General features: G+C 68.5%; 19 protein-coding genes and 1 tRNA gene. 1 reads left to right on the top strand and 19 read right to left on the bottom strand.

Annotated features, from left to right (window positions below; all coding sequences use genetic code 11):
* Positions 1 to 30: 30 nt before the first annotated feature.
* From AX744_RS09280 to mpaB (AX744_RS09240), 12 genes are read right to left on the bottom strand one after another with little or no spacing between them, the layout of a single operon-like run.
* Entirely contained in the window at positions 31 to 765 is a 735-nt protein-coding gene (locus AX744_RS09280; RefSeq protein WP_061016488.1) for a hypothetical protein, read from the bottom strand.
* Positions 762 to 1454, bottom strand: coding sequence for an ABC transporter permease (locus AX744_RS09275; protein ID WP_231728774.1), 693 nt, complete (start codon positions 1452 to 1454; stop codon positions 762 to 764). The genes AX744_RS09280 and AX744_RS09275 overlap by 4 nt, the downstream gene beginning before the upstream one ends.
* Before the next feature lie 32 nt (positions 1455 to 1486).
* Positions 1487 to 2209, bottom strand: coding sequence for an ATP-binding cassette domain-containing protein (locus AX744_RS09270; RefSeq protein WP_046747893.1), 723 nt, complete (start codon positions 2207 to 2209; stop codon positions 1487 to 1489).
* Positions 2206 to 3849 (bottom strand): daptide biosynthesis intramembrane metalloprotease, encoded by a 1644-nt coding sequence (mpaP, locus tag AX744_RS09265; RefSeq protein ID WP_061016483.1) that lies wholly within the window; start codon positions 3847 to 3849, stop codon positions 2206 to 2208. The genes AX744_RS09270 and mpaP overlap by 4 nt, the downstream gene beginning before the upstream one ends.
* Positions 3850 to 3893: 44 nt before the next feature.
* Positions 3894 to 4715 carry a daptide-type RiPP biosynthesis methyltransferase gene (gene mpaM / locus AX744_RS09260; protein ID WP_231728773.1) on the bottom strand — a complete coding sequence of 274 codons (822 nt, stop codon included), beginning with the start codon at positions 4713 to 4715 and terminating at the stop codon, positions 3894 to 3896.
* A gap of 55 nt (positions 4716 to 4770) precedes the next feature.
* Positions 4771 to 4890 (bottom strand): MpaA3 family daptide-type RiPP, encoded by a 120-nt coding sequence (mpaA3, locus tag AX744_RS21525; protein ID WP_307723493.1) that lies wholly within the window; start codon positions 4888 to 4890, stop codon positions 4771 to 4773.
* Between the two features lie 36 nt (positions 4891 to 4926).
* Entirely contained in the window at positions 4927 to 5052 is a 126-nt protein-coding gene (mpaA2, locus tag AX744_RS21215) for an MpaA2 family daptide-type RiPP (protein WP_257021928.1), read from the bottom strand.
* Between the two features lie 41 nt (positions 5053 to 5093).
* Entirely contained in the window at positions 5094 to 5228 is a 135-nt protein-coding gene (mpaA1, locus tag AX744_RS21210; RefSeq protein ID WP_257021926.1) for an MpaA1 family daptide-type RiPP, read from the bottom strand.
* Complete coding sequence (mpaC, locus tag AX744_RS09255; protein ID WP_061016479.1) at positions 5229 to 6419, bottom strand: daptide-type RiPP biosynthesis dehydogenase; 1191 nt, start codon at positions 6417 to 6419, stop codon at positions 5229 to 5231.
* Positions 6416 to 7675, bottom strand: coding sequence for a daptide-type RiPP biosynthesis aminotransferase (gene mpaD, locus AX744_RS09250; RefSeq protein WP_061016476.1), 1260 nt, complete (start codon positions 7673 to 7675; stop codon positions 6416 to 6418). Before mpaD ends, mpaC begins: the two co-directional genes overlap by 4 nt.
* Complete coding sequence (mpaB, locus tag AX744_RS09245) at positions 7672 to 8715, bottom strand: daptide biosynthesis RiPP recognition protein (RefSeq protein WP_061016475.1); 1044 nt, start codon at positions 8713 to 8715, stop codon at positions 7672 to 7674. Before mpaB (AX744_RS09245) ends, mpaD begins: the two co-directional genes overlap by 4 nt.
* A complete protein-coding gene (mpaB, locus tag AX744_RS09240; protein ID WP_230977812.1) occupies positions 8715 to 9767 on the bottom strand; it encodes a daptide biosynthesis RiPP recognition protein in 1053 nt (350 codons plus the stop codon). Before mpaB (AX744_RS09240) ends, mpaB (AX744_RS09245) begins: the two co-directional genes overlap by 1 nt.
* 188 nt (positions 9768 to 9955) lie before the next feature.
* Here mpaB (AX744_RS09240) and AX744_RS09235 point away from each other — a divergent pair.
* Positions 9956 to 10040, top strand: a tRNA-Ser gene (locus tag AX744_RS09235).
* A 177-nt stretch (positions 10041 to 10217) separates the two neighbouring features.
* Here the strand turns inward: AX744_RS09235 and AX744_RS09230 are convergent.
* The 7 genes from AX744_RS09230 to AX744_RS09200 all read right to left on the bottom strand — a co-directional run.
* Positions 10218 to 10820 carry a GNAT family N-acetyltransferase gene (locus AX744_RS09230; RefSeq protein ID WP_058632115.1) on the bottom strand — a complete coding sequence of 201 codons (603 nt, stop codon included), beginning with the start codon at positions 10818 to 10820 and terminating at the stop codon, positions 10218 to 10220.
* A gap of 29 nt (positions 10821 to 10849) precedes the next feature.
* On the bottom strand, positions 10850 to 11482 hold the full coding sequence (locus AX744_RS09225; RefSeq protein WP_058632116.1) for a phosphatase PAP2 family protein: 633 nt from the start codon (positions 11480 to 11482) through the stop codon (positions 10850 to 10852).
* 31 nt (positions 11483 to 11513) lie between these two features.
* The gene (locus AX744_RS09220; RefSeq protein ID WP_171011033.1) at positions 11514 to 12914 is read right to left on the bottom strand and encodes a multidrug effflux MFS transporter; all 1401 of its coding nucleotides are present in this window, start codon (positions 12912 to 12914) and stop codon (positions 11514 to 11516) included.
* Positions 12915 to 13067: 153 nt separating this feature from the next.
* Positions 13068 to 14222, bottom strand: a complete 1155-nt coding sequence (locus tag AX744_RS09215) for a cystathionine gamma-synthase (protein ID WP_058632117.1) — start codon at positions 14220 to 14222, stop codon at positions 13068 to 13070.
* Positions 14223 to 14297: 75 nt separating this feature from the next.
* Complete coding sequence (locus AX744_RS09210; RefSeq protein WP_046747884.1) at positions 14298 to 15674, bottom strand: cystathionine beta-synthase; 1377 nt, start codon at positions 15672 to 15674, stop codon at positions 14298 to 14300.
* Positions 15675 to 15770: 96 nt separating this feature from the next.
* Positions 15771 to 16733 (bottom strand): carbohydrate ABC transporter permease, encoded by a 963-nt coding sequence (locus AX744_RS09205; RefSeq protein ID WP_046747883.1) that lies wholly within the window; start codon positions 16731 to 16733, stop codon positions 15771 to 15773.
* Positions 16730 to 17831 (bottom strand): carbohydrate ABC transporter permease (locus AX744_RS09200; protein ID WP_331709303.1); only part of this gene is annotated, 1102 nt, incomplete at its 5' end. The genes AX744_RS09205 and AX744_RS09200, both read right to left, overlap by 4 nt.

Genomic DNA, 17831 nt, shown 5'->3' with positions numbered 1-17831 from the left:
CCTGCGCCCCCCGCATTCCCCGTGGCGCGGTCATCTCACGTCGCGGGAAAGGAAAGCGGCTCCTCCCGCGATCAGCGCGGCGAGCACCCATCCGGCGGAGACCAGGAGAGCGACCGGCCCGGTCAGCTCCTGATGCGGTGGGATCCCCACTGCGCCCATGTCGAACCGGAAGCCTTCGAGCAATGCGAGAAGCGGCAGATACGCGGCACCGGTGCTCCAGAACATCGCGACGATGACCGCCACCCCCATCGAGAGAGCCGAGACGAAGAGTGCCGCGAGGTGGGCTTGCACGATGAGTCCGATCCCCATGCCCCAGAGGGAGGCGAGCGCGCCGAGCACGAGGGTGGAGAGAAGCACCGACCACTCCACCGGGAGTCCTCCCATGACGATCGTCAGCGCCGAGTGTCCGCCGAGCACGGCCGCGAGCGCGACCACGGCACCGCCCACCGCGCACGTGATCGTCCTGACCAGGAGCATCACCCACCGTCGCTGCATCGTCAGACGTTGCGCGACCACCCCGTCCCGACGGTCGATCGTGTACCGGAACGAGCCGTAGACGGCGGCGAGGATCCCCGCGTAGGTCGCGAGGACGGTGCTGAGCGGGGCTGCGAGCTCCGCGCGGGCGTCGACGGAGGCATTCGCGACCTCGGACGGGATGCTCGCCGCCAGCGTCAGCGACATCGCGAACGCCGCGACCGCGACCCCGAGGAGGACGACATCGCCCGCGAGGCTGCGCGTCTGAGCACGCAGCGCCCGACCGATCACGCAGCGCTCCGGCGCCCTCGCACCCAGGCGATCGCGAGCAGCCCGAACGTCCACGCGAGCCCGACGGCGACGGCAGGGGCGAGCTCCAGCAGCCTGCCCTGATACCCGGGCACACCGATGGCGGCGATGGCCAGGCCGGGCGAGAACTTCGCGACCTCCGGCGCCGTGCGCAGCAATGCGAACTCCAGCGCCATCGGGAACACGAGGACGATGATCGCCGTGGCGTAGTAGTTCTGGGTGATCCAGCCGATCGCGCCGCCGATGAGCGCACCGAGAATCGTGCCGACCAGAGCCCCCGCGTAGATGCGCCAGGCTTCCTGGGTGAGGGTCGGAGCCACACCGTCCTGAACGAGGAAGACGAAGACGCCCGCGGTCCACAGCGCGAAGACACCGAGCGACAGGGCGACGGCCACCGCCACGCCTGCCACGAGCTTTCCGCCGAAGGTTCGCGGGAACCCCACTGCCGTGAGTGTCCGGTCCATCGACGCGTAGTAGTACTCCCTGGTCACCGCGTAGGCGCTGACGAACGCGGCGGAGATCACCGACCACGCCAGCGGCTCGAGGAGACGGGCGGTCGCCACCCCGGCAGCGACACCCCCGAGATCGAAGCGCGAACCGTCCGAGAAGAGCACGAACAGCGGCATGAGCACCGCGACGAGATAGACGGCGAGAACCGAGGGACCGCTCACGGACCGCAGCATCTCCCCGCGGATGACACCCCTCATGCCGATGCTCCCTCGACGAGATCGAAATACCTGCTCTCGAGCGAGTCGACGTCTCCCGCCACGAGCTCGCTGAGCGGGCCGGCGAAGAGCGCGCGACGCTTGATGACCACGACCTGGTCGACGACCTGTTCGAGTTCCGGGAGCTGATGGCTGGAGACCAGGACCGTCCCTCCCCGCGCGACGAAGTCACGGAGGAAGCGGCGGAGCCAGCGGATGCCGTCGGGATCGAGGCCGTTCGCCGGCTCGTCGAGGATGAGGGTGCGTGGAGAGCCGATCAGTGCGGCCGCCAGACCGAGTCGCTGCGTCATGCCCGTCGAGAAGGCCTTCACCCGACGACGGGCATCATCCGCGAGGCCGACCTCTTCGAGCACCTCGTCCACGCGTCGACGGGGCGCGCCGGCTGCGAGTCGGCAGATCTCCAGATGCCGCCGCGCGGTGATGCCCGGTTCGAACCCGAAGCCGTCCATATGCACTCCGACGCGCGACGCCGGATCGCGCCGCGCCGCGAACGGCTCCCCGTCGATCAGACAGTCGCCGCTCGTGGGCCTGAGCAGACCGACGATGGCCCGCAGGGTCGTCGATTTGCCCGCGCCGTTCGGCCCGAGCAGACCGACGATCGAACCGCGCGGCACGGCGAACGACAGGTCCTCGACCGCCGCCCGATGCCCGAACCTCTTGGTGAGCGCTCGCACCTCGATCGCAGGCTGGTTCGTCTTCATTGCCTCTCCTCCTCTTCTGCCCACAGGGGCGACAGCGGCGCCATCACACCCCGCATCCAGAGCATCTGCCACACGTTGGTCGTTCCGAGGTCGATACGGGCCTGGCCGGTCGACGGGAGTCTCCGCTCCGGCATCTCCACGTCGACGGTCCCGACGACCACGGCGGGAACAGTCAGTCCCTCGGCTCTGACGGGGAACAGGGCGTCCACGGGAACCGTGATCGGTTGCGGCGGCTGGGGGCGGACACTGCCCACCCCCAGCGGTTCGTTCATGAGGATGCCGCGACTGCTCAACAGCACGCGGGCGCCGTCGGGCACCTCGACCGCGGTCCTTTCGCCTCCCTGGACGAGGCTCACCCGACCGTCGTCGGCGACGAACCCGAACGTCGCCGTGGCGGGAACGGGCAGCAGCGTGCCGGTGATCACGACCGCCGCAGCCAGGGCGACACACACTCCGACGAAGCGGACTCGGGAGACGCCGGAGCGCAGCACGCGGGAGAGCGCGCGCACCAGCAGGCCGCAGCCCACCAGGACGACGACGGCTTCGAGCGCGACCACGAACAGACCGAGCACCGGTCCCCCGTCGGCGAACGCGTGCACCGTCCTGGTCACCACGAGCACGACCATCACGACCGGGGCGAGCAGGCTCGCGAGACCGAACGGCACGCTCCACCACGTCTGCACGCTCCGGTTCACCGGCGCTCCGCCGAACAGCCGGCGGCTCAGCGCGTTCGCACCGTCGCTGATGGTCCTGCCACGGAGGTTCGGCGTGTCGAGGGCGTTCATCAGGGCGATGTAGCCGTCGAATCGCACGAACGGGATGAGGTTCACGAGCACGATGACGACGCAGGACGTGGCCAGAAGCAGCAGCACGTCTCTGACCGTGGACCGGGGCGCGGCGAGCGCGAGCAGCACCGCGGCCGCCGCCACGACGGCGTGCACCGCCGGACCTGCGAGCGCGACGGCCACGCGGTGTCGTCGGTCGGCGAGCCGCCATCCGTCCGTGACGTCGACGAAGAACGCGGGTGTGAGATAGAAGATCATGAACCCGGCTCGTCGGGGACTGCCGCCGAACCTGGTGAGGGTGAGTCCGTGAGCACCCTCGTGGAGCAGGGTGATGAGCGAGAGCAGGACGATCAGCGTCAGCACCGCACCCAGCGGCAACGGCCGGGTGAGGACGTCTCGCAGGTCGCCGGCCTGCAGGATCGCGGCCACCAGCCCGGCGCAGAGGAGCACGGCCACAGATGCCACAAGCACGCGAGAGGACGGGCGGAAGACTGCGCCGTCGAGACGTGCGAAGAGGGTGGGCGCGCGAAGGGTCGCGAATTGCAGGGTGAACGGCGGCCGGTAGCTGATGCGCCCGGGTGCGCGCTTCGCACCGCCCTCGAGCAGTCCGTTGTCCCGGAACCGTCCGACCAGTCGCAGAAAGCTCTCCGGCGATTCCGACGCGGCGAACCGTCGGTGCAGGGCGTGCACCGTGGTCCCGCCGTCCATCGCCGTCAGCAGTTCGATGACCGCGGGCGACACCCTCGACGATGGCACCCCGTCGACGACGGCGATCCACGCCGCGTCCTCGCCCGTGCTCTCGAAGACGACACCGTGGGCCAGCAGCGGGCAGGTGTCGGCTCCCAGCGGTTCCATCGCCGGGGATGCCCGCCTACGGGAGAGCTTCCGAAGAACCGCCGTCATCCCGTGCCTCCCGGGGAGCGACCTCGCGATGTCGTGAGCAGGAGGATGTCCGTTCCCCCCGGCGAACGGACGGGAGCGACATCGGGCGCGGCGAATCCCGCCTCGACGAGTTCGCTCGACAGGACCTCGTGACCGAGTACGTGCAAGCGGCTGGTGAGCACGGGCACCGATGCACCGGCGTCGATGTCGGACTCTCGAACCCAGTTGACCACGCGGACGGCGCCGCCTTCCTCGATCTGCTGCGAGAAGAGATAGGTCTCCGTTCCGGCGGGTCCGGGGACCGTGATCTCCTCGTCTCTCGCCGACGCCAGGCTCTCCGCGGCGGCGCCACCCGCGACGGTCAGGGCGAATACCCCGTCCGGGGTGAGGTGTTCATGCACGCGCGCGAACAGCAGCGATCGATCCTCGCGGTCGAGCAGGGTCACGGATGTGGCTCCGAGCACGATGAGCCCGTAGCGGCGTCCGAGGTGGAAATCGCGCATGTCCGCGACGACGCAGTCGAGCCTCGGGTGGTCGGGCATCGCACGGCGGAGGTGCGAGAGCATGTCTCGCGAGGTGTCGATCGCGGTCACCTGCTTGCCGGATCGCAGCAGCGGGATCGTCAGTCGCCCGCTCCCCGCCGCGATGTCGAGCACGGGGTCGGCGGTGACTCTCGCGAGCCCCAGCACCTCGCGGACCTCCACGCGATCAGGGCCGACGAGCCGCTCGTAGAAGTCCGTCCCCGCCCCGGTGTACAGATCGAGCGGCTGCGCCACGGCATCGGCGCCGTCGAGAAGTGCCGACACGGTGTCGGTGATCAGGTCTGGCATTCGGCTCATGGCCTCTCTGGGATCGGAGGGGAAGTGCGGGCGAGAGGACCCGCCCGCACTCCGGTCAGGTCGCGATGGCTGCCGCCCCGCCGATGATGGCGATGATGTAGCTCGCGTGCTCCCACCATTCGGTGGGCGCGTCGATCTGTTCGAGTTCCGAGAACTCCAGCGACGTCGTCTGCACAGTGCACCTCCTTCGATTGGTCCGTTCGGCAGCTGTCTAGGTCAGAGCGAGAATTCCGATGATGACGCCCACGGCGAATCCCCGCATGTAGTCATCGGTGTCGTTCAGCGCGTCCATGGCTTCGAGCTCTGTGAATTCGAGCGTCGGCATTGCGGCTTGCATGTTTCCTCCTTTCCGATGTCGACCACCTCGTCGGGATCGCGTCAGGTGGCAGCGGCCGCGCCGATCCCGATGAGGACCAGAGCACCGATCACGCCCTGATAGAAGCTGTCCCAGCTCGGCGCCTCCATCGCGTCCAGCTCCTGGAACTGGATCGTCTTCTGCGTGTTCTCCTTCATTCACTTCACCTCCTTCGGCTCGAACATCGACGGTCGGTCACCTGCACCGACCGCGTGGCTGCTCCAGCGGGATTCGCGGAGCACGTCGTGGAAGTCGCCTTCGACCAGGCCGGGCAGCATCGGCTGACGGTTTCCCCATGCGCGCTCCGTGGTGAGTGCGATGTGGCGCATCTCATGGGCCGCGGGGCGTGACGGAAGCGGGATCCGCCATCGCTCGACGAGTGCCTCGATGCCGGTGGCGGGATCGACGGGCAGGTCGATCACGCCGGCAACCTCGGTCCAGAAGCGCTCCAGGCTGCGCGCATCGCCCCATCGTGAGTCACCGGCGCCGATGCGGCGCCAGACGGCGCCGCAGACCGCCGCCGTGGCGACCATCTTGCGAACGCCCAGTCGGAACGCCACCTCGTTCGCGAGGTACCAGTGCCGCGCGCTGAAGGGATCGCCCCCACGCAGCGCCGATGTGCGCTGCGTGGCGGCGCTGAGACGTGCCAGACGCGATCGTCCCGCAGTCGAGACGGTGTCGTGCGACGCCGCCGCGAGGAGGGCCCTGCCGAGGACGCTGGCGTCTCTGCGCGCTCTGTCCGTTCGCCGAGGACTCGTCGAGGCACCGGCGACACGGAGGAACGCCTCCAGCGCCCCCTCGGTCACCGCCGCGGAGGGGAGGGAACTCAGCTGGCGCGGATCGAGCACGGCATGCCGCGGTCGCAGAGCACGGCCGACGATGAGACGGTAGCCCTGGTCGTTCTCGAGAACGGCCACGCAGTTCGTCTCCGACGAGGTGCCGAGCGTGGTCGGCACGGCCAGGAGGTCGACAGCCGGCGCCGCATCGGGCAGTACGGTGAGGGCCGATCGCGACGCGTGGCCGATGGCGTAGTCGAACATCCGTCGAGACACGAGCACGAGCGCGGCGATCTTGCTCGCATCGAGAATGCTCCCGCCCCCGACGGCCACGACCCTCCGCGGCGGACGGCGGATGATCTGCCGCGCGATCTCTCGCACGGTCGTCACGTCCGCCCGTTGCGCGTCGACGTCGATCCGCCGTGCCGCGCATCCGGCCAGGTGCGACGACGGGACGGCCGTGTCCGCGATCACGAGGGTGTCGTGTCCGGCGGTGAGGCGCGTGATCGTGCGCGATGCGCTCCCGTCTCCGTACCACAGCGTGGGCACACGCGCCGAGAAGTCCGTGATCATGCCGCTGCACCCCGCGTGTGGGCGAGCCCCGCTCGCACCGCGGTCTCGGTCTCGCGGAGCTCCGCCGCGTCGAATCCGTACGCGGGTATCAGCTCGATGGAGCTCGGGCCCGGCTGCACCAGCACACCGCAGCGGGCGATGGCCGAGACGACCTCCAGCACCTCCTGGCCGGACAGCCCCGTCTCGTCGGGGTGTCGCAGACCCAGACCGACGAAGCATCCGCTCCCGGTGATCTCGGTCACCACGCCGTCCGCTTTCAGCCGCGCGGCCAGGTCCTGCACCTCGGTCGCGAGCGCCTGGGTGACGGTCTCCACGTCGATGCGCCGCAGTTCCTCGATCACCGCGACGATCGCCGCGGCACACGCCGGGGTTCCGGCCTGCGTCTCACCGTGCACGAACGTCCACCCGCCTCGGATGAATGCCGTGGCGATACGCGGACCGATCAGGAGGGCGGCCGCACCCATCACGCCGTTCGTCAGCGCTTTCGAGAGGATGAGCACATCGGGCGGCGCGGCCCACCTGTCGGTGGCGAGCATGGTTCCGGTGCGCCCGAATCCCGTCGCGACCTCGTCCGCGACGATCAGGAATCCGTACTGTTCGCGCAGTGCGAGAAGGCGCTCGACGAACGCACGGGACAGCGCATATGCGCCGCTGCCGAGCACGGGCTCCACGACCACCGAGGCCACTCTGGTGCCTTCCCGCTGCAACAGCGCAGCCAGCTCCTCGCCGTCGTCGGCGTGGGAGACGTGGCGGACCGCGCGACGGTCGACGCCGTAGACGGACTGCAGCAGGTCGTCCCCGCTGAGGACGTGGCTGCCGTACATGGTGCCGTGATAGCTGCCCTTCAACCCCACGACCAGCGACCGAGCCGCCGAGCCGGTCTGCGCCCAGTACTGCCGTGCGAGCTTCATGGCCGCGTCGTTCGCCGCACCACCCGAGGTGGAGAAGATGACCCGGTCGTACCGGCCAGGACCGGCGAGCTCGATGAGGGCATCCGCCGCATCTTCGGCGTAGCGATGCGGCGCCCGGAACAGCGACAGGTACGACGCGTCACGCGTGACCCTGGCGACGGCCTCGCCGATGGCCGGGTTCCCGAAACCGAGCGGCACGTTCCAGAGGCCGCTCGTGGCGCACAGGCGCGTGGAGCCGTCGGCGAACGCGATCCGGTGTCCGGTGGCGCCGACGGCGACGCGATCCGACGCGAAGGTCGTGTCCGCGGGGAGCATCGACGTCCACAGGGCGTGCGGTGCGGTCATCGTGGCGCCTCCTCTGTAAGCCGTCCGGAGAGAGGTCTGCCGCCGTGGATCCCCAGCGCGATGACCGCCTCGCGGCACAGCGCTCTGGCGTGGTCGTCCGGAATGCCGAGCGCGCGGGCCACGCGTTCCGTCGCGCGGTCGGGTGTGCTCGAGGTCTGGACGAGGGCCACGACGCGGGCCGTCTGCGGTGAGAGCAGCTGACGACGCAGAGTCGTCGTGTCCGCGAGCACGAAGCCTTCCGGGGTGTCGAGGAGGAAGGGGTCCGATGAGCGGGGCTCGGCGTCGGCGAGGTCGTCGTCGACGAGCAGCCAGCCGAAGCCCGAGATCCGCGCCGTCCCGTTCCCGAGCCCGAGCATCTTGATGAGGTCGGTGGCCCGGAGGTAGCGCCCGATCCACTCGTGAGCTCCGAGGTCGCCGGCGATCCGCTCCCTCGGCGCGATGCCGGACAGGGAGGCCGCGCGCGGCAACGGGGTGGCGAGGATCGCAGGCAGGTCGCCGACCTCTCCGAGCACCTCGCCCTGCACGCCGGCTCTGACGGCTCCGTCGTCACCGATGTGCAACGCGCTCGGGACATCGGAACCGTCGGGCACCGATAGCGTGTGCCGATCGGCCAAGAGCACGCGCGGATCGATCAACGCCGTCGGGAACACCCCCGTGTCCCGAGCGAGTTCCGCGTCGTCGATGAAGGCTTGCCAGCTGGAGGCATCGAAGAACCGGACCGCCGTGGGCCCGATGATCTGGATGAACGCCGCGGCGACGTAGTCCTGGAGCTCGACGCCGCGCTCACCGAAGAACACCTCGTCCCCGGGCTCACTCACGGCGCCGTCGTACCTGCCGACGCCGGCGACGCCCTCCCACGACGGGGTGCCCTCGGGCAGCAGGACCAGGTCGTCGCTGCCCGCCACGTGGCGGACGGCATCCGTCTCAGCACCGCGCTCCACGAAGAAGATCCGTGAGTGATGCTCCCGCTCTCCGGTGATCCACTCCCGGAATGCTCGCGCTCCGAGGAGGTGCGGATCCGTCGCGTTCTGCCCGGGCATCAGGAGGCGGCCCGCCGACTCGCGCCGAGATCGATCCCCGCATCGCGCAGCTGGTCGCCGAGTCTGTGCATCAGCGGCGCGATGCCCGTCGGCCGCACGCCGAGTTCGAAGGCCAGCAACCCTGTCGCCGATGACTCGTCTCCGGTGGCCAGCAGGCATTCGGTTGCCCGCGCAGCATCGATTCCGAGTCGGAGATGTATGCGGCGATGCGGATCGACCAGGACATACTCCTCTCCGTCGTCCGTCATGAGCAGAGGAGCGTCGGCCGACACGACGACGGGAAACGCCGCACTCTCGTCCAAGGCTCTGATGAGGTGTCCCCCGAAGCCGGAGATGGTCGGACGGCCACGGCTCCCGCGCCAATCCCGCAGCGCATCGAGCGCTGCCAGGTAGCGCCCGAACCACGGACGGTCGTCGAGGTCGGCATCGAGCACGCGAGGATCCATGATGCGGGCGAACGGCCTTCCGCGCCCGCCGACTCCGTCGGCGGCGACCCGCACTTCCGCTCTCGCGTCGCCCACCTGGCCGAGTAGTGCTCCGTCCGGGCCGTCGCGATACTCTCCGTCCGCCGTCACGTGCACGCGGACGAGGCCGCCACCGCACGCAGCGCTGGCGAGGAACGACGCGCGGGATTCCAGAGTCGCCATGGGGCTCAGCAGCTGGCCGACGAAGATCCCGTCGTCTCTGGCCGTGTCGGCATCGCTGAGGAAGGCAGCAAGCCCTTCGGCGCTTCCCTGACGGATGACGGTGGGCGAGACGATCGAGAGGAACGGCGCGGCAACGTACTCCTGCAGCTCGACGACGTGATGAGCGTCGAGCACCAGTCGGTCACCCGGCTCTCGGAAACGACCGCCGTACTCCATGACGTTCTCCTGCGCGAAGGAGGTCGAACGCGACGGCGTGAACACGACGTCGTTCCGCCCCGCCTCCCGGAGCACATCGGCCAGATGCGTCGCCGTCTCGAGGAAGAACACCGCCCCATCGCCGAGAGCACGCCGTCCGCTCACGTATTGCTCGAAAGCCGTCACGGTGCGGTGGCTGCGTCTCGTCATCGTCGAACTCGCCTGCATGCTTCCCCCAGAGAAACGTCGTATCGCGATCGAAGACGATACGTCCTCACATGAGGCTATACACGTGACGGGTGACGTGCAATATTTCACATCGATGGACGTTCGCGCGCGGACTCCCGCCCTGTCACGCAGCCCTCCCCGCATCGGATAGGATGGACAGGTTGTTCCTTGGTGACGTGTCCGAGCGGCCGAAGGAGCACGCTTGGAAAGCGTGTGTTGTGCAAGCAACCGCGGGTTCGAATCCCGCCGTCACCGCCGAAAACGAGAAAAGCCTCCGCGCCAGCGGGGGCTTTTCTCGTATTCATCGAGCGCTGGGGATTCGGGGAGGCGCGAGCGCAGCGAGCACCGGAGTCCCGCCGTCACCGCCGAAAACGAGAAAAGCCTCCGCGCCAGCGGGGGCTCTTCTCGTTCGTGTCGGGCGCGGTCCTCCGCTCAGTCGTCGAAGCGCACGCCGTAGATCTGTCCGCCCGGTTCCGCCGGCAGTCGCGTCATGCCGAGGCGCTCGTAGAAGGCGGCTGCGCCCGTGTTGTCCGGGTCGATGCCGAGGTGCAGGCCGCGCACTCCGCGTCGGGTCAGCTCGGCGAACAGCGTCTCGATGAGTAGGCGCCCGAGTCCCTGCCCCTGGGTCTCCGGAAGCAGATCGATGTGCAGGTGGGCGGGGTGGTCGACGACGTTCGGCTCGATGCCGGCCGCGCGGCTGTAGCCGTAGTCGATCATCCTGTCCTCGCGGGTGACGATCTCGGCCGGTCGCGGGTAGCGGGCCTCGAGGGCGGGCCACCACTCCTCTCGGAACCACGTGTAGAAGTCGTCGGTGTCGTCGGTCGCCACGATGTAGCCGATCGTCCGCTCGTCGTCGCTCTCGACCACCCACGCGAGGTCCGGATGACGCTCGGCGTAGGGCACGGCGAACAGGTCGCCCCACAGCGAGTCGTCGGAGAGGACGCCGGTGGCATCCGCTCCGGCATCGGCCGTCTTCACGCAGATCTCGTACAGCGCGGCACGATCGGTGGGGCGGTACGGACGGATGCGAGACAAGACGACTCCTCTGGAGGGAACGGGGCCTCTCAGCCTATCGGCGCCTCGACCGCCGGCTTCCCGTTCTGCTGCACCCACGGAAGCAGCCAGGCGGCGAGCACCAGCACGACGCCGGCACCGACCAGAGCGCCGCCGAGGGTGTCGCTGGCCCAGTGCACCGACAGGAAGGTGCGCGAGAGCGCCATTGCGAGGATCCACGCCGCACCGACGATCGCCACCCAGACCCGCGGGAACAGTACCCAGAGCACGAGGGCGATGGTCGCGGCGTTCGCGGTATGCCCTGAGGGGAAGGAGCCGTAGTCGCTCACCACCAGCATGTCGTCGGGTCGCGCGCGGCCGAAGAGCTGCTTGAGCACCTGCACACCGGCGGCACTCGCAGCGAAGCAGAGCGCGGCGAACAGCGCACTGCGCCACCGACGCGCCAGCACGAGCGCCAAGATCACCAGCAAGGGCACCCCGAAGATCGCGACCCATCCCCCGCCGACCCAGTTCAGGACGAGGGCGAAGTCGACCATCCAGTCGGCCCTCGCTCCCGCGATGGTGTCGTTCCACCAGTTGTCGAAGCCCGGCGTCTGCGGGTAGGCGAACACCACCACGGCGCCGAGAATCGTCGCGAGCGCGAGGAGGCCCACTCCCCACCACAGCAGCATCCGCCTGTTCATCGTCCCATTCTGTCGGACGATGCCTGAACGCTCAGGGAGCGAGCATCCCGACCGTGCGCGGGCGCACCACGAACCAGAGCGACAGGATGCCGATCGCGGCGCAGCCGACCATGACGGAGGCCATGGTGGTCGCGGTGATACCCGCGTCATGCGAGAGCCAGCCCACGACCGGCGAGATGAGCCCGGCGACACCGAAGTTGGTCGCACCGATGATCGATGCGGCGGTCCCTGCGGCCTTCCCATGACGGTCGAGCGCGAGGACCTGCACGTTGGGGAACGTGAATCCGCAGGCTGTCATGAAGACGAACAGCGGGATGACCGTACCCCACAGCCCGAGACCGAGCTGGTCGGTGACGATGATGGCCGTTCCGGCGATGAGCAGCACGGCGGTGGAGTAGGCCATGACCCACTGCGGCCCGAAGCGCGCGGCCAGACGTGACGCGGTCTGGACTCCGACGACGACGCCGAGCGAGTTCACCGCGAACAGCAGACCGTACTGCTGCGCGTCGAGCCCGTGCGTCACCTGGAACAGGAAGGGCGATGCCGACAGGTACGAGAACAGACCGGAGAACGTCATTCCGCCGATCACGAGCACGCCCAGGAACACCCGATCGGACAGCACCGAACGGTACCGCTGCAGCATGGTGGCACCGCCACGGTCCTGACGCCGCGCGACGGGAAGGGTCTCCGGGATGAACAGGATCGTCGACAGCAGCATCACGATGCCGTAGGCCGCGAGCACCCCGAAAATGCCGCGCCACGGCATGAGCGTGAGGAGCCAGGAGCCGATGAGCGGCGCGATGACCGGAGCCACACCGGAGACCAGGGCGAGGCGCGAGAGCATGACGACGAGTCGACGCCCGCCGAAGAGGTCGCGCACGATCGCCATGGCCACGACTCCTCCGGCCGCAGCGCCGATACCCATGAGCACGCGTGCCACGCTGAGCAGCGCGAGATCCGGGGCGAAGGCTGCGCCCACACTGGCCAGCACGTGCAGAGCGGTCACCGCGATGAGCGGCACACGGCGCCCGACCTTGTCGCTGAGCGGACCGACCACCAGTTGACCGAGCGCGAAGCCGATCATCGTTCCGGTCAGGGTCAGCTGGATGGCGGCTGCCGTGGTCTGGAAGTCCTGCTCCAGAACCGGGAAGGCGGGAAGGTAGAGGTCGATCGTGAACGGGCCGAGGGCCGTGAGCGCGCCGAGCAGGATGATGTACAGCGTGCGACGGCCGAGGGAGATGGCATCGCCCGGGTGCAGCATGATCGGCGCGGTCGCGGGGTTCGCGCCGAGGGTGCGGATGGCGCCGGTCGCGGTCGGGATGCGGATGCTTCCCGTCGCGGTGCGTTCCGGCGGCGAGATCTTCGGTGCGTCATCGGCGGAATCCTCCGCCTTCACGACGGGGAGGGAATCAGTGCGGGGAGCGTCGGACACGACGTCCTTCCAGAGTTCAGGGGATGCAATGGTCGAATCGATTCGATCAGGGGAAGCCCCCATGTTACCGCCGCCCGGCCCGCTTCCACACGGACGAGAACGGAGAACGCACCCCCGCGGATCCGCGGAGGTGCGTCTCAGAAGGCGCCTCGATCAGCGCGAGATGCGGTCGAGTCCCTGCTCGAGGTCGGCGATCAGGTCGCCCACGTCTTCGATGCCCACCGAGAGCCGCACGATGTTCTCCGGGACGGCGAGCTCGGTACCTCGTACGGACGCGTGCGTCATGTCCGGCGGGTATCCGATGAGCGACTCGACACCGCCGAGCGACTCTGCGAGCTGGAACACCGAGGTGCTCTCGACGAAGGCGCGCGCCGCGTCGGCGCCGGCCGCGAGACCGAACGACAGCATCCCACCGAAGGCGCTCATCTGCTTCGCCGCGATGTCGTGGCCGGGGTGAGAGGCGAGACCGGGGAAGTACACCTGGGCGAACTCCGGGCGGGCCTGCGCCCACTCGGCGATGGCCTGAGCGTTCTCGGAGTGCTGGCGCATCCGCAGCGCGAGCGTCTTGATGCCGCGGGTCGTCAGCCAGGCATCCAGCGGTGCGGAGACCGCGCCGACCGCGAACTGCTGGAACTTCACCTGCTCGAAGAACCGATCGTCCGCGAACACGACCGCACCGCCGAGCACGTCCGAGTGGCCGCCGAGGTACTTGGTCGTGGAGTGCACGACCAGGTCGGCGCCGAGCGCGAGCGGCTGCTGCAGCGCCGGCGAGGCGAACGTGTTGTCGACGACGACCGTGAGACCCGCCGCATGCGCGATCTCGGCGATCTGCGCGATGTCGACGATCTTCAGGAGCGGGTTGCTCGGCGTCTCCAGCCAGACGATCTTCGTCTCGGGGCGGATGGCGGCTCGGAGCGCGTCGATGTCTGCGAGCTCGACCGTCGTCGTCTCGATACCCCAGGGCGCCAGCACCCGGGTGAGGAGCCGGTACGTCCCGCCGTAGACGTCGTTGCCGAGCAGGACGTGGTCTCCCGGCTTCAGGATCCCGCGCAGCAGCGCGTCCTCCGCCGCGAGCCCCGAGGCGAAGGACAGCGCGCTCGTACCTCCCTCGAGAGCCGCGAGCTGCGTCTCGAGCGAAGAACGTGTGGGGTTCCCCGCACGGTTGTACTCGTACCCTGAGCGCAGGCCCCCGACGCTGTCCTGCACGTGCGTGGAGGACTGATAGATCGGCGGGATGATCGCGCCCGTGACGGGGTCTGGCGCTTGTCCTGCGTGGATGGCTCGGGTGGCGAAGGCGTGATCGGACATGCTCCTCAGCCTACGTCCGCGCTCGCACGGACGGCCGTCCGGTTACGCCCCGGGTCGGCCGATATCCCGACATCCTCAGCGCGACAGATAGGCGAGCAGATCCTGACGCGTCAGCACCGTGTGCGGCTTGCCGTCTTCGGTCACCAGCAGCGCGTCGGCATCGGCGAGCGCTGCCTTGGCCTGAGCGACGGGAGCGTGGATGCCGACGAGCGGCAGCCTCTCCCCCACGTGCGCCCCCACGGCGTCCGTCGCGTTCGCCTCACCACGGAACAGCAGGTCGAGCAGCCCCTTCTCGTCGACGGTGCCGACCACCTCGCCCATCATCACGGGCGGCTCGGCGCTCAGCACGACCAGCTGCGAGACGTCGTACTCGGTCATCATCCCGATGGCCTCGAGCACGGTGTCGGTGGGATGGGCGTGAACCAGGTCGGGGATGCCCGCGCCCTGTCGCGACGGACGAGCGGCGAGCACGTCGGCGACGGTCTCTCCCTCCTCCAGCTCGCTGAAGCCGTAGGAGCGCATCCATCCGTCGTTGAAGATCTTGCCCAGGTAGCCGCGCCCGCCGTCGGGGAGCAGCACCACCATCACGGCATCCGCGGGCAGATCCCGCGCGACGCGCAGCGCACCGACCACGGCCATGCCGCTCGATCCGCCGACGAGGATGCCCTCCTCGCGGGCAAGCCGCCGCGTCATGGCGAAGGCCTCTGCGTCTCCGACCGCGACGATCTCGTGCGGCACGGTCGGATCGTAGGCACCGGGCCAGATGTCCTCGCCCACGCCCTCCACCAAGTACGGACGACCGGTCCCGCCGCTGTAGACGCTCCCCTCGGGGTCGACTCCGACGATGCGCACCCGTCCGTCAGAGACTTCACGCAGGTAGCGACCCGTGCCCGTGATCGTGCCACCGGTACCGACGCCGGCGACGAAGTGCGTGACCTCGCCGTCGGTGTCGCGCCAGATCTCCGGCCCCGTCGTCTCGTAGTGGCTACGCGGGCCGTTCGGGTTCTCGTACTGGTTGGGCTTGAAGGCACCGGGGATCTCGCGCGCGAGCCGGTCGCTCACGCTGTAGTACGACTCGGGACTGTCGGGGGCCACCGAGGTCGGCGTCACGACGATCTCGGCGCCGTAGGCCCGCAACACGTCGATCTTGTCCTCGCCGACCTTGTCCGGCAGCACGAAGACGCAGCTGTAGCCGCGCTGCTGAGCGACGAGCGCCAACCCCACTCCGGTGTTGCCGCTGGTCGCTTCGACGATCGTGCCCCCGGGCTTCAGGTCGCCCGACGCCTCCGCGGCATCGATGATCCGCGCGGCGATGCGATCCTTCGACGACCCGCCGGGGTTCAGATACTCCAGCTTCACGAGCACTGTGCACGCCACACCCTCGGTGACGCGATTCAGCTTCACGAGGGGCGTGTCGCCGACGAGGTCGACGATCGAGTCTGCGTACTTCATGACTTCAGGGTAGACGCGCGGATGCCGCGACCGGGGCTGTGTTGCACCCGACCGCGGCATCCGTCCTCTCGAAAGGCCCCCGGTGTCTCTCGAAGGTCAGCCCTTCGTCGATCCGGCCAGCAGGCCGCGGACGAAGTAGCGCTGCAGAGCGAAGAACACGATCAGCGGCACGATGATCGACACGAAGGCGCCCGCCGTGAGCAGATACCAGTCGTTTCCTCTGGTTCCGGTGATCTCGGCCAGCAGCTTCGTGATCGGCGCGGCAGCTCCATCGGCGAACACCAGTCCGACGAGCAGGTCGTTCCAGACCCACAGGAACTGGAAGATCGCGACGGATGCGATCGCCGGCATCGTCAGCGGCAGCACCACGCGGAAGAAGATCTGGCCGCGGGACGCACCGTCGACGCGGGCCGCCTCGATGATCTCCCCCGGGATCTCCGACATGAAGTTGTGCAGCAGGTAGATCGCCAGCGGCAGCGCGAACATGGTGTGCGCGATCCACACCTGCGCGTAGCCGTCCGACGCGCCGAGCGGCTGCGTCACCTGGAGGCCGAAGAGATTGATCCCTCGCGAGAACGAACTCAGCAGCGGCACCAGGGCCATCTGGATCGGCACGATCTGCAGGGCGAACACGAAGATGAACAGCGCGTTGCGGCCCTTGAAGTCGATCCACGCGAAGGCGTAGGCCGCCATCGAGGCGATCATCAGCGGTACGAGCGTGGCCGGGATCGTGATCGCGATCGAGTTGACGAACGACTCGAGGATCGTGAGCTGCGTCGTGCCGGACTGCAGCACGTCGACATAGTTCTCGATCGTCACCTGCGGATCGGCGAAGAACGTCCACCATCCGCTCGACTGGATCTGATCGCGCGGCCGGAACGAGGAGATGAACAGCCCGAGCGTCGGGATCGTCCAGAGCACCGCGATCACGATGGAGGCGACGGACGCCCAGGGGCGCGACAGCTTCTTGCGAGCGCGTCCCGCGGAGCCTTCGATGCCGCCTCCGGTCGTGATGGCGCGGGTGCTGACAGCGGTTTCGGACTTCACGGTGTCGGTCATCGGATCTCCCGCTGCTTCTTGATCTGGCGTGCGTTGTAGATGACGATCGGCAGCACCAGGATGAACAGGATCACGGAGAGCGCGGCACTGCGTCCGGCCTCGAACTTCGAGAACTGGGTGTACATCTCGTTCGCGAGCACCGAGGTGCCGTAGTTGCCGGCGGTCATCGTCCTGACGATGTCGAACACCTTCAGCGAGGCGATCGAGATCGTCGTCAGCACCACGATCAGTGCGGGGCGGATGGAGGGGATCGTCACCGAGATGAAGCGCTCCCAGGCATTCGCACCGTCGAGCTCCGCCGCTTCGAGCAGTTCCTGCGGCACGCCCTTGATCGACGCGGACAGCAGCACCATGGCGAAACCGGTCTGCACCCAGATGAGCACCACGATCAGGAACAGCGTGTTCCACGGCTCGTTCAGCAGCCACTGCTGCGGCTCACCGCCGAACCACACCATGATCTGGTTGAACAGACCGATCTGCTCGAACTGGGGGCCGCGGTACTCGTACATGAACCGCCAGATGATGCCAGCCCCGACGAAGGAGATCGCCATGGGCATGAACACGAGGACCTTATAGATCTTCTCGCCGCGGGTGCGGTCGATGAACACCGCGTAGGCGAGACCGACGATGGTCGACACGGTCGGGACGAGCAGCACCCAGATGATCGTGTTGACGACCGAGGTGATGCCATCGGACTGCGTGAAGATCCACAGGTAGTTGGCGAACCCGACGAAGTCCTTCCCCGACGAGTTCAGGAACGACGAGTACATCGTCTGGATGGACGGCAGGATCAGACCGACCAGCAGCAGCAGGATGGCTGGTGCCATGAAGGCGACGAGCTGGATCAGATAGCCGGCGCCGTCGCGTGATCGATAGTCGAGCCAGAAGAACAGCGCCCCGACCGCGACCGCCACTCCCATCGCCCAGTAGTAGGAGTTGAAGAACCACATCACGGCGAACGGGATGAGCAGGCACATCGCCAGCCGGATGCCGGTGTAGAGCGCTCCCCTGCGTGGAGCGATGTCCACGAGGAACAGGATGAGCGCCACGACCACCGCGAAAGCGATGACGACGGCGACCGCCTGCAGGATCGGCGGG

The sequence above is a fragment of the Microbacterium sp. CCH5-D1 genome, assembly GCF_001557335.1.
Classification (GTDB): Bacteria; Actinomycetota; Actinomycetes; order Actinomycetales; family Microbacteriaceae; genus Microbacterium; species Microbacterium oxydans.
The sequence above is the reverse complement of the archived record's forward strand: the minus strand, read 5'-3'. Positions and strand labels throughout refer to the sequence as shown.

What these genes read in the sequence shown, in the direction of transcription:
- mpaP (WP_061016483.1), bottom strand. Translation starts at nt 3,849, where the DNA reads ATGGAACCGCTGGGAGCCGACACCTGCCCGCTGCTGGCCCACGGTGTC.
- mpaB (WP_230977812.1), bottom strand. Translation starts at nt 9,767, where the DNA reads ATGACGAGACGCAGCCACCGCACCGTGACGGCTTTCGAGCAATACGTG.
- mpaB (WP_061016475.1), bottom strand. Translation starts at nt 8,715, where the DNA reads ATGCCCGGGCAGAACGCGACGGATCCGCACCTCCTCGGAGCGCGAGCA.
- mpaM (WP_231728773.1), bottom strand. Translation starts at nt 4,715, where the DNA reads ATGAGCCGAATGCCAGACCTGATCACCGACACCGTGTCGGCACTTCTC.
- mpaC (WP_061016479.1), bottom strand. Translation starts at nt 6,419, where the DNA reads ATGATCACGGACTTCTCGGCGCGTGTGCCCACGCTGTGGTACGGAGAC.
- AX744_RS09270 (WP_046747893.1), bottom strand. Translation starts at nt 2,209, where the DNA reads ATGAAGACGAACCAGCCTGCGATCGAGGTGCGAGCGCTCACCAAGAGG.
- AX744_RS09205 (WP_046747883.1), bottom strand. Translation starts at nt 16,733, where the DNA reads ATGACCGACACCGTGAAGTCCGAAACCGCTGTCAGCACCCGCGCCATC.
- mpaD (WP_061016476.1), bottom strand. Translation starts at nt 7,675, where the DNA reads ATGACCGCACCGCACGCCCTGTGGACGTCGATGCTCCCCGCGGACACG.
- AX744_RS09210 (WP_046747884.1), bottom strand. Translation starts at nt 15,674, where the DNA reads ATGAAGTACGCAGACTCGATCGTCGACCTCGTCGGCGACACGCCCCTC.
- AX744_RS09225 (WP_058632116.1), bottom strand. Translation starts at nt 11,482, where the DNA reads ATGAACAGGCGGATGCTGCTGTGGTGGGGAGTGGGCCTCCTCGCGCTC.
- AX744_RS09215 (WP_058632117.1), bottom strand. Translation starts at nt 14,222, where the DNA reads ATGTCCGATCACGCCTTCGCCACCCGAGCCATCCACGCAGGACAAGCG.
- mpaA1 (WP_257021926.1), bottom strand. Translation starts at nt 5,228, where the DNA reads ATGAAGGAGAACACGCAGAAGACGATCCAGTTCCAGGAGCTGGACGCG.
- mpaA2 (WP_257021928.1), bottom strand. Translation starts at nt 5,052, where the DNA reads ATGCAAGCCGCAATGCCGACGCTCGAATTCACAGAGCTCGAAGCCATG.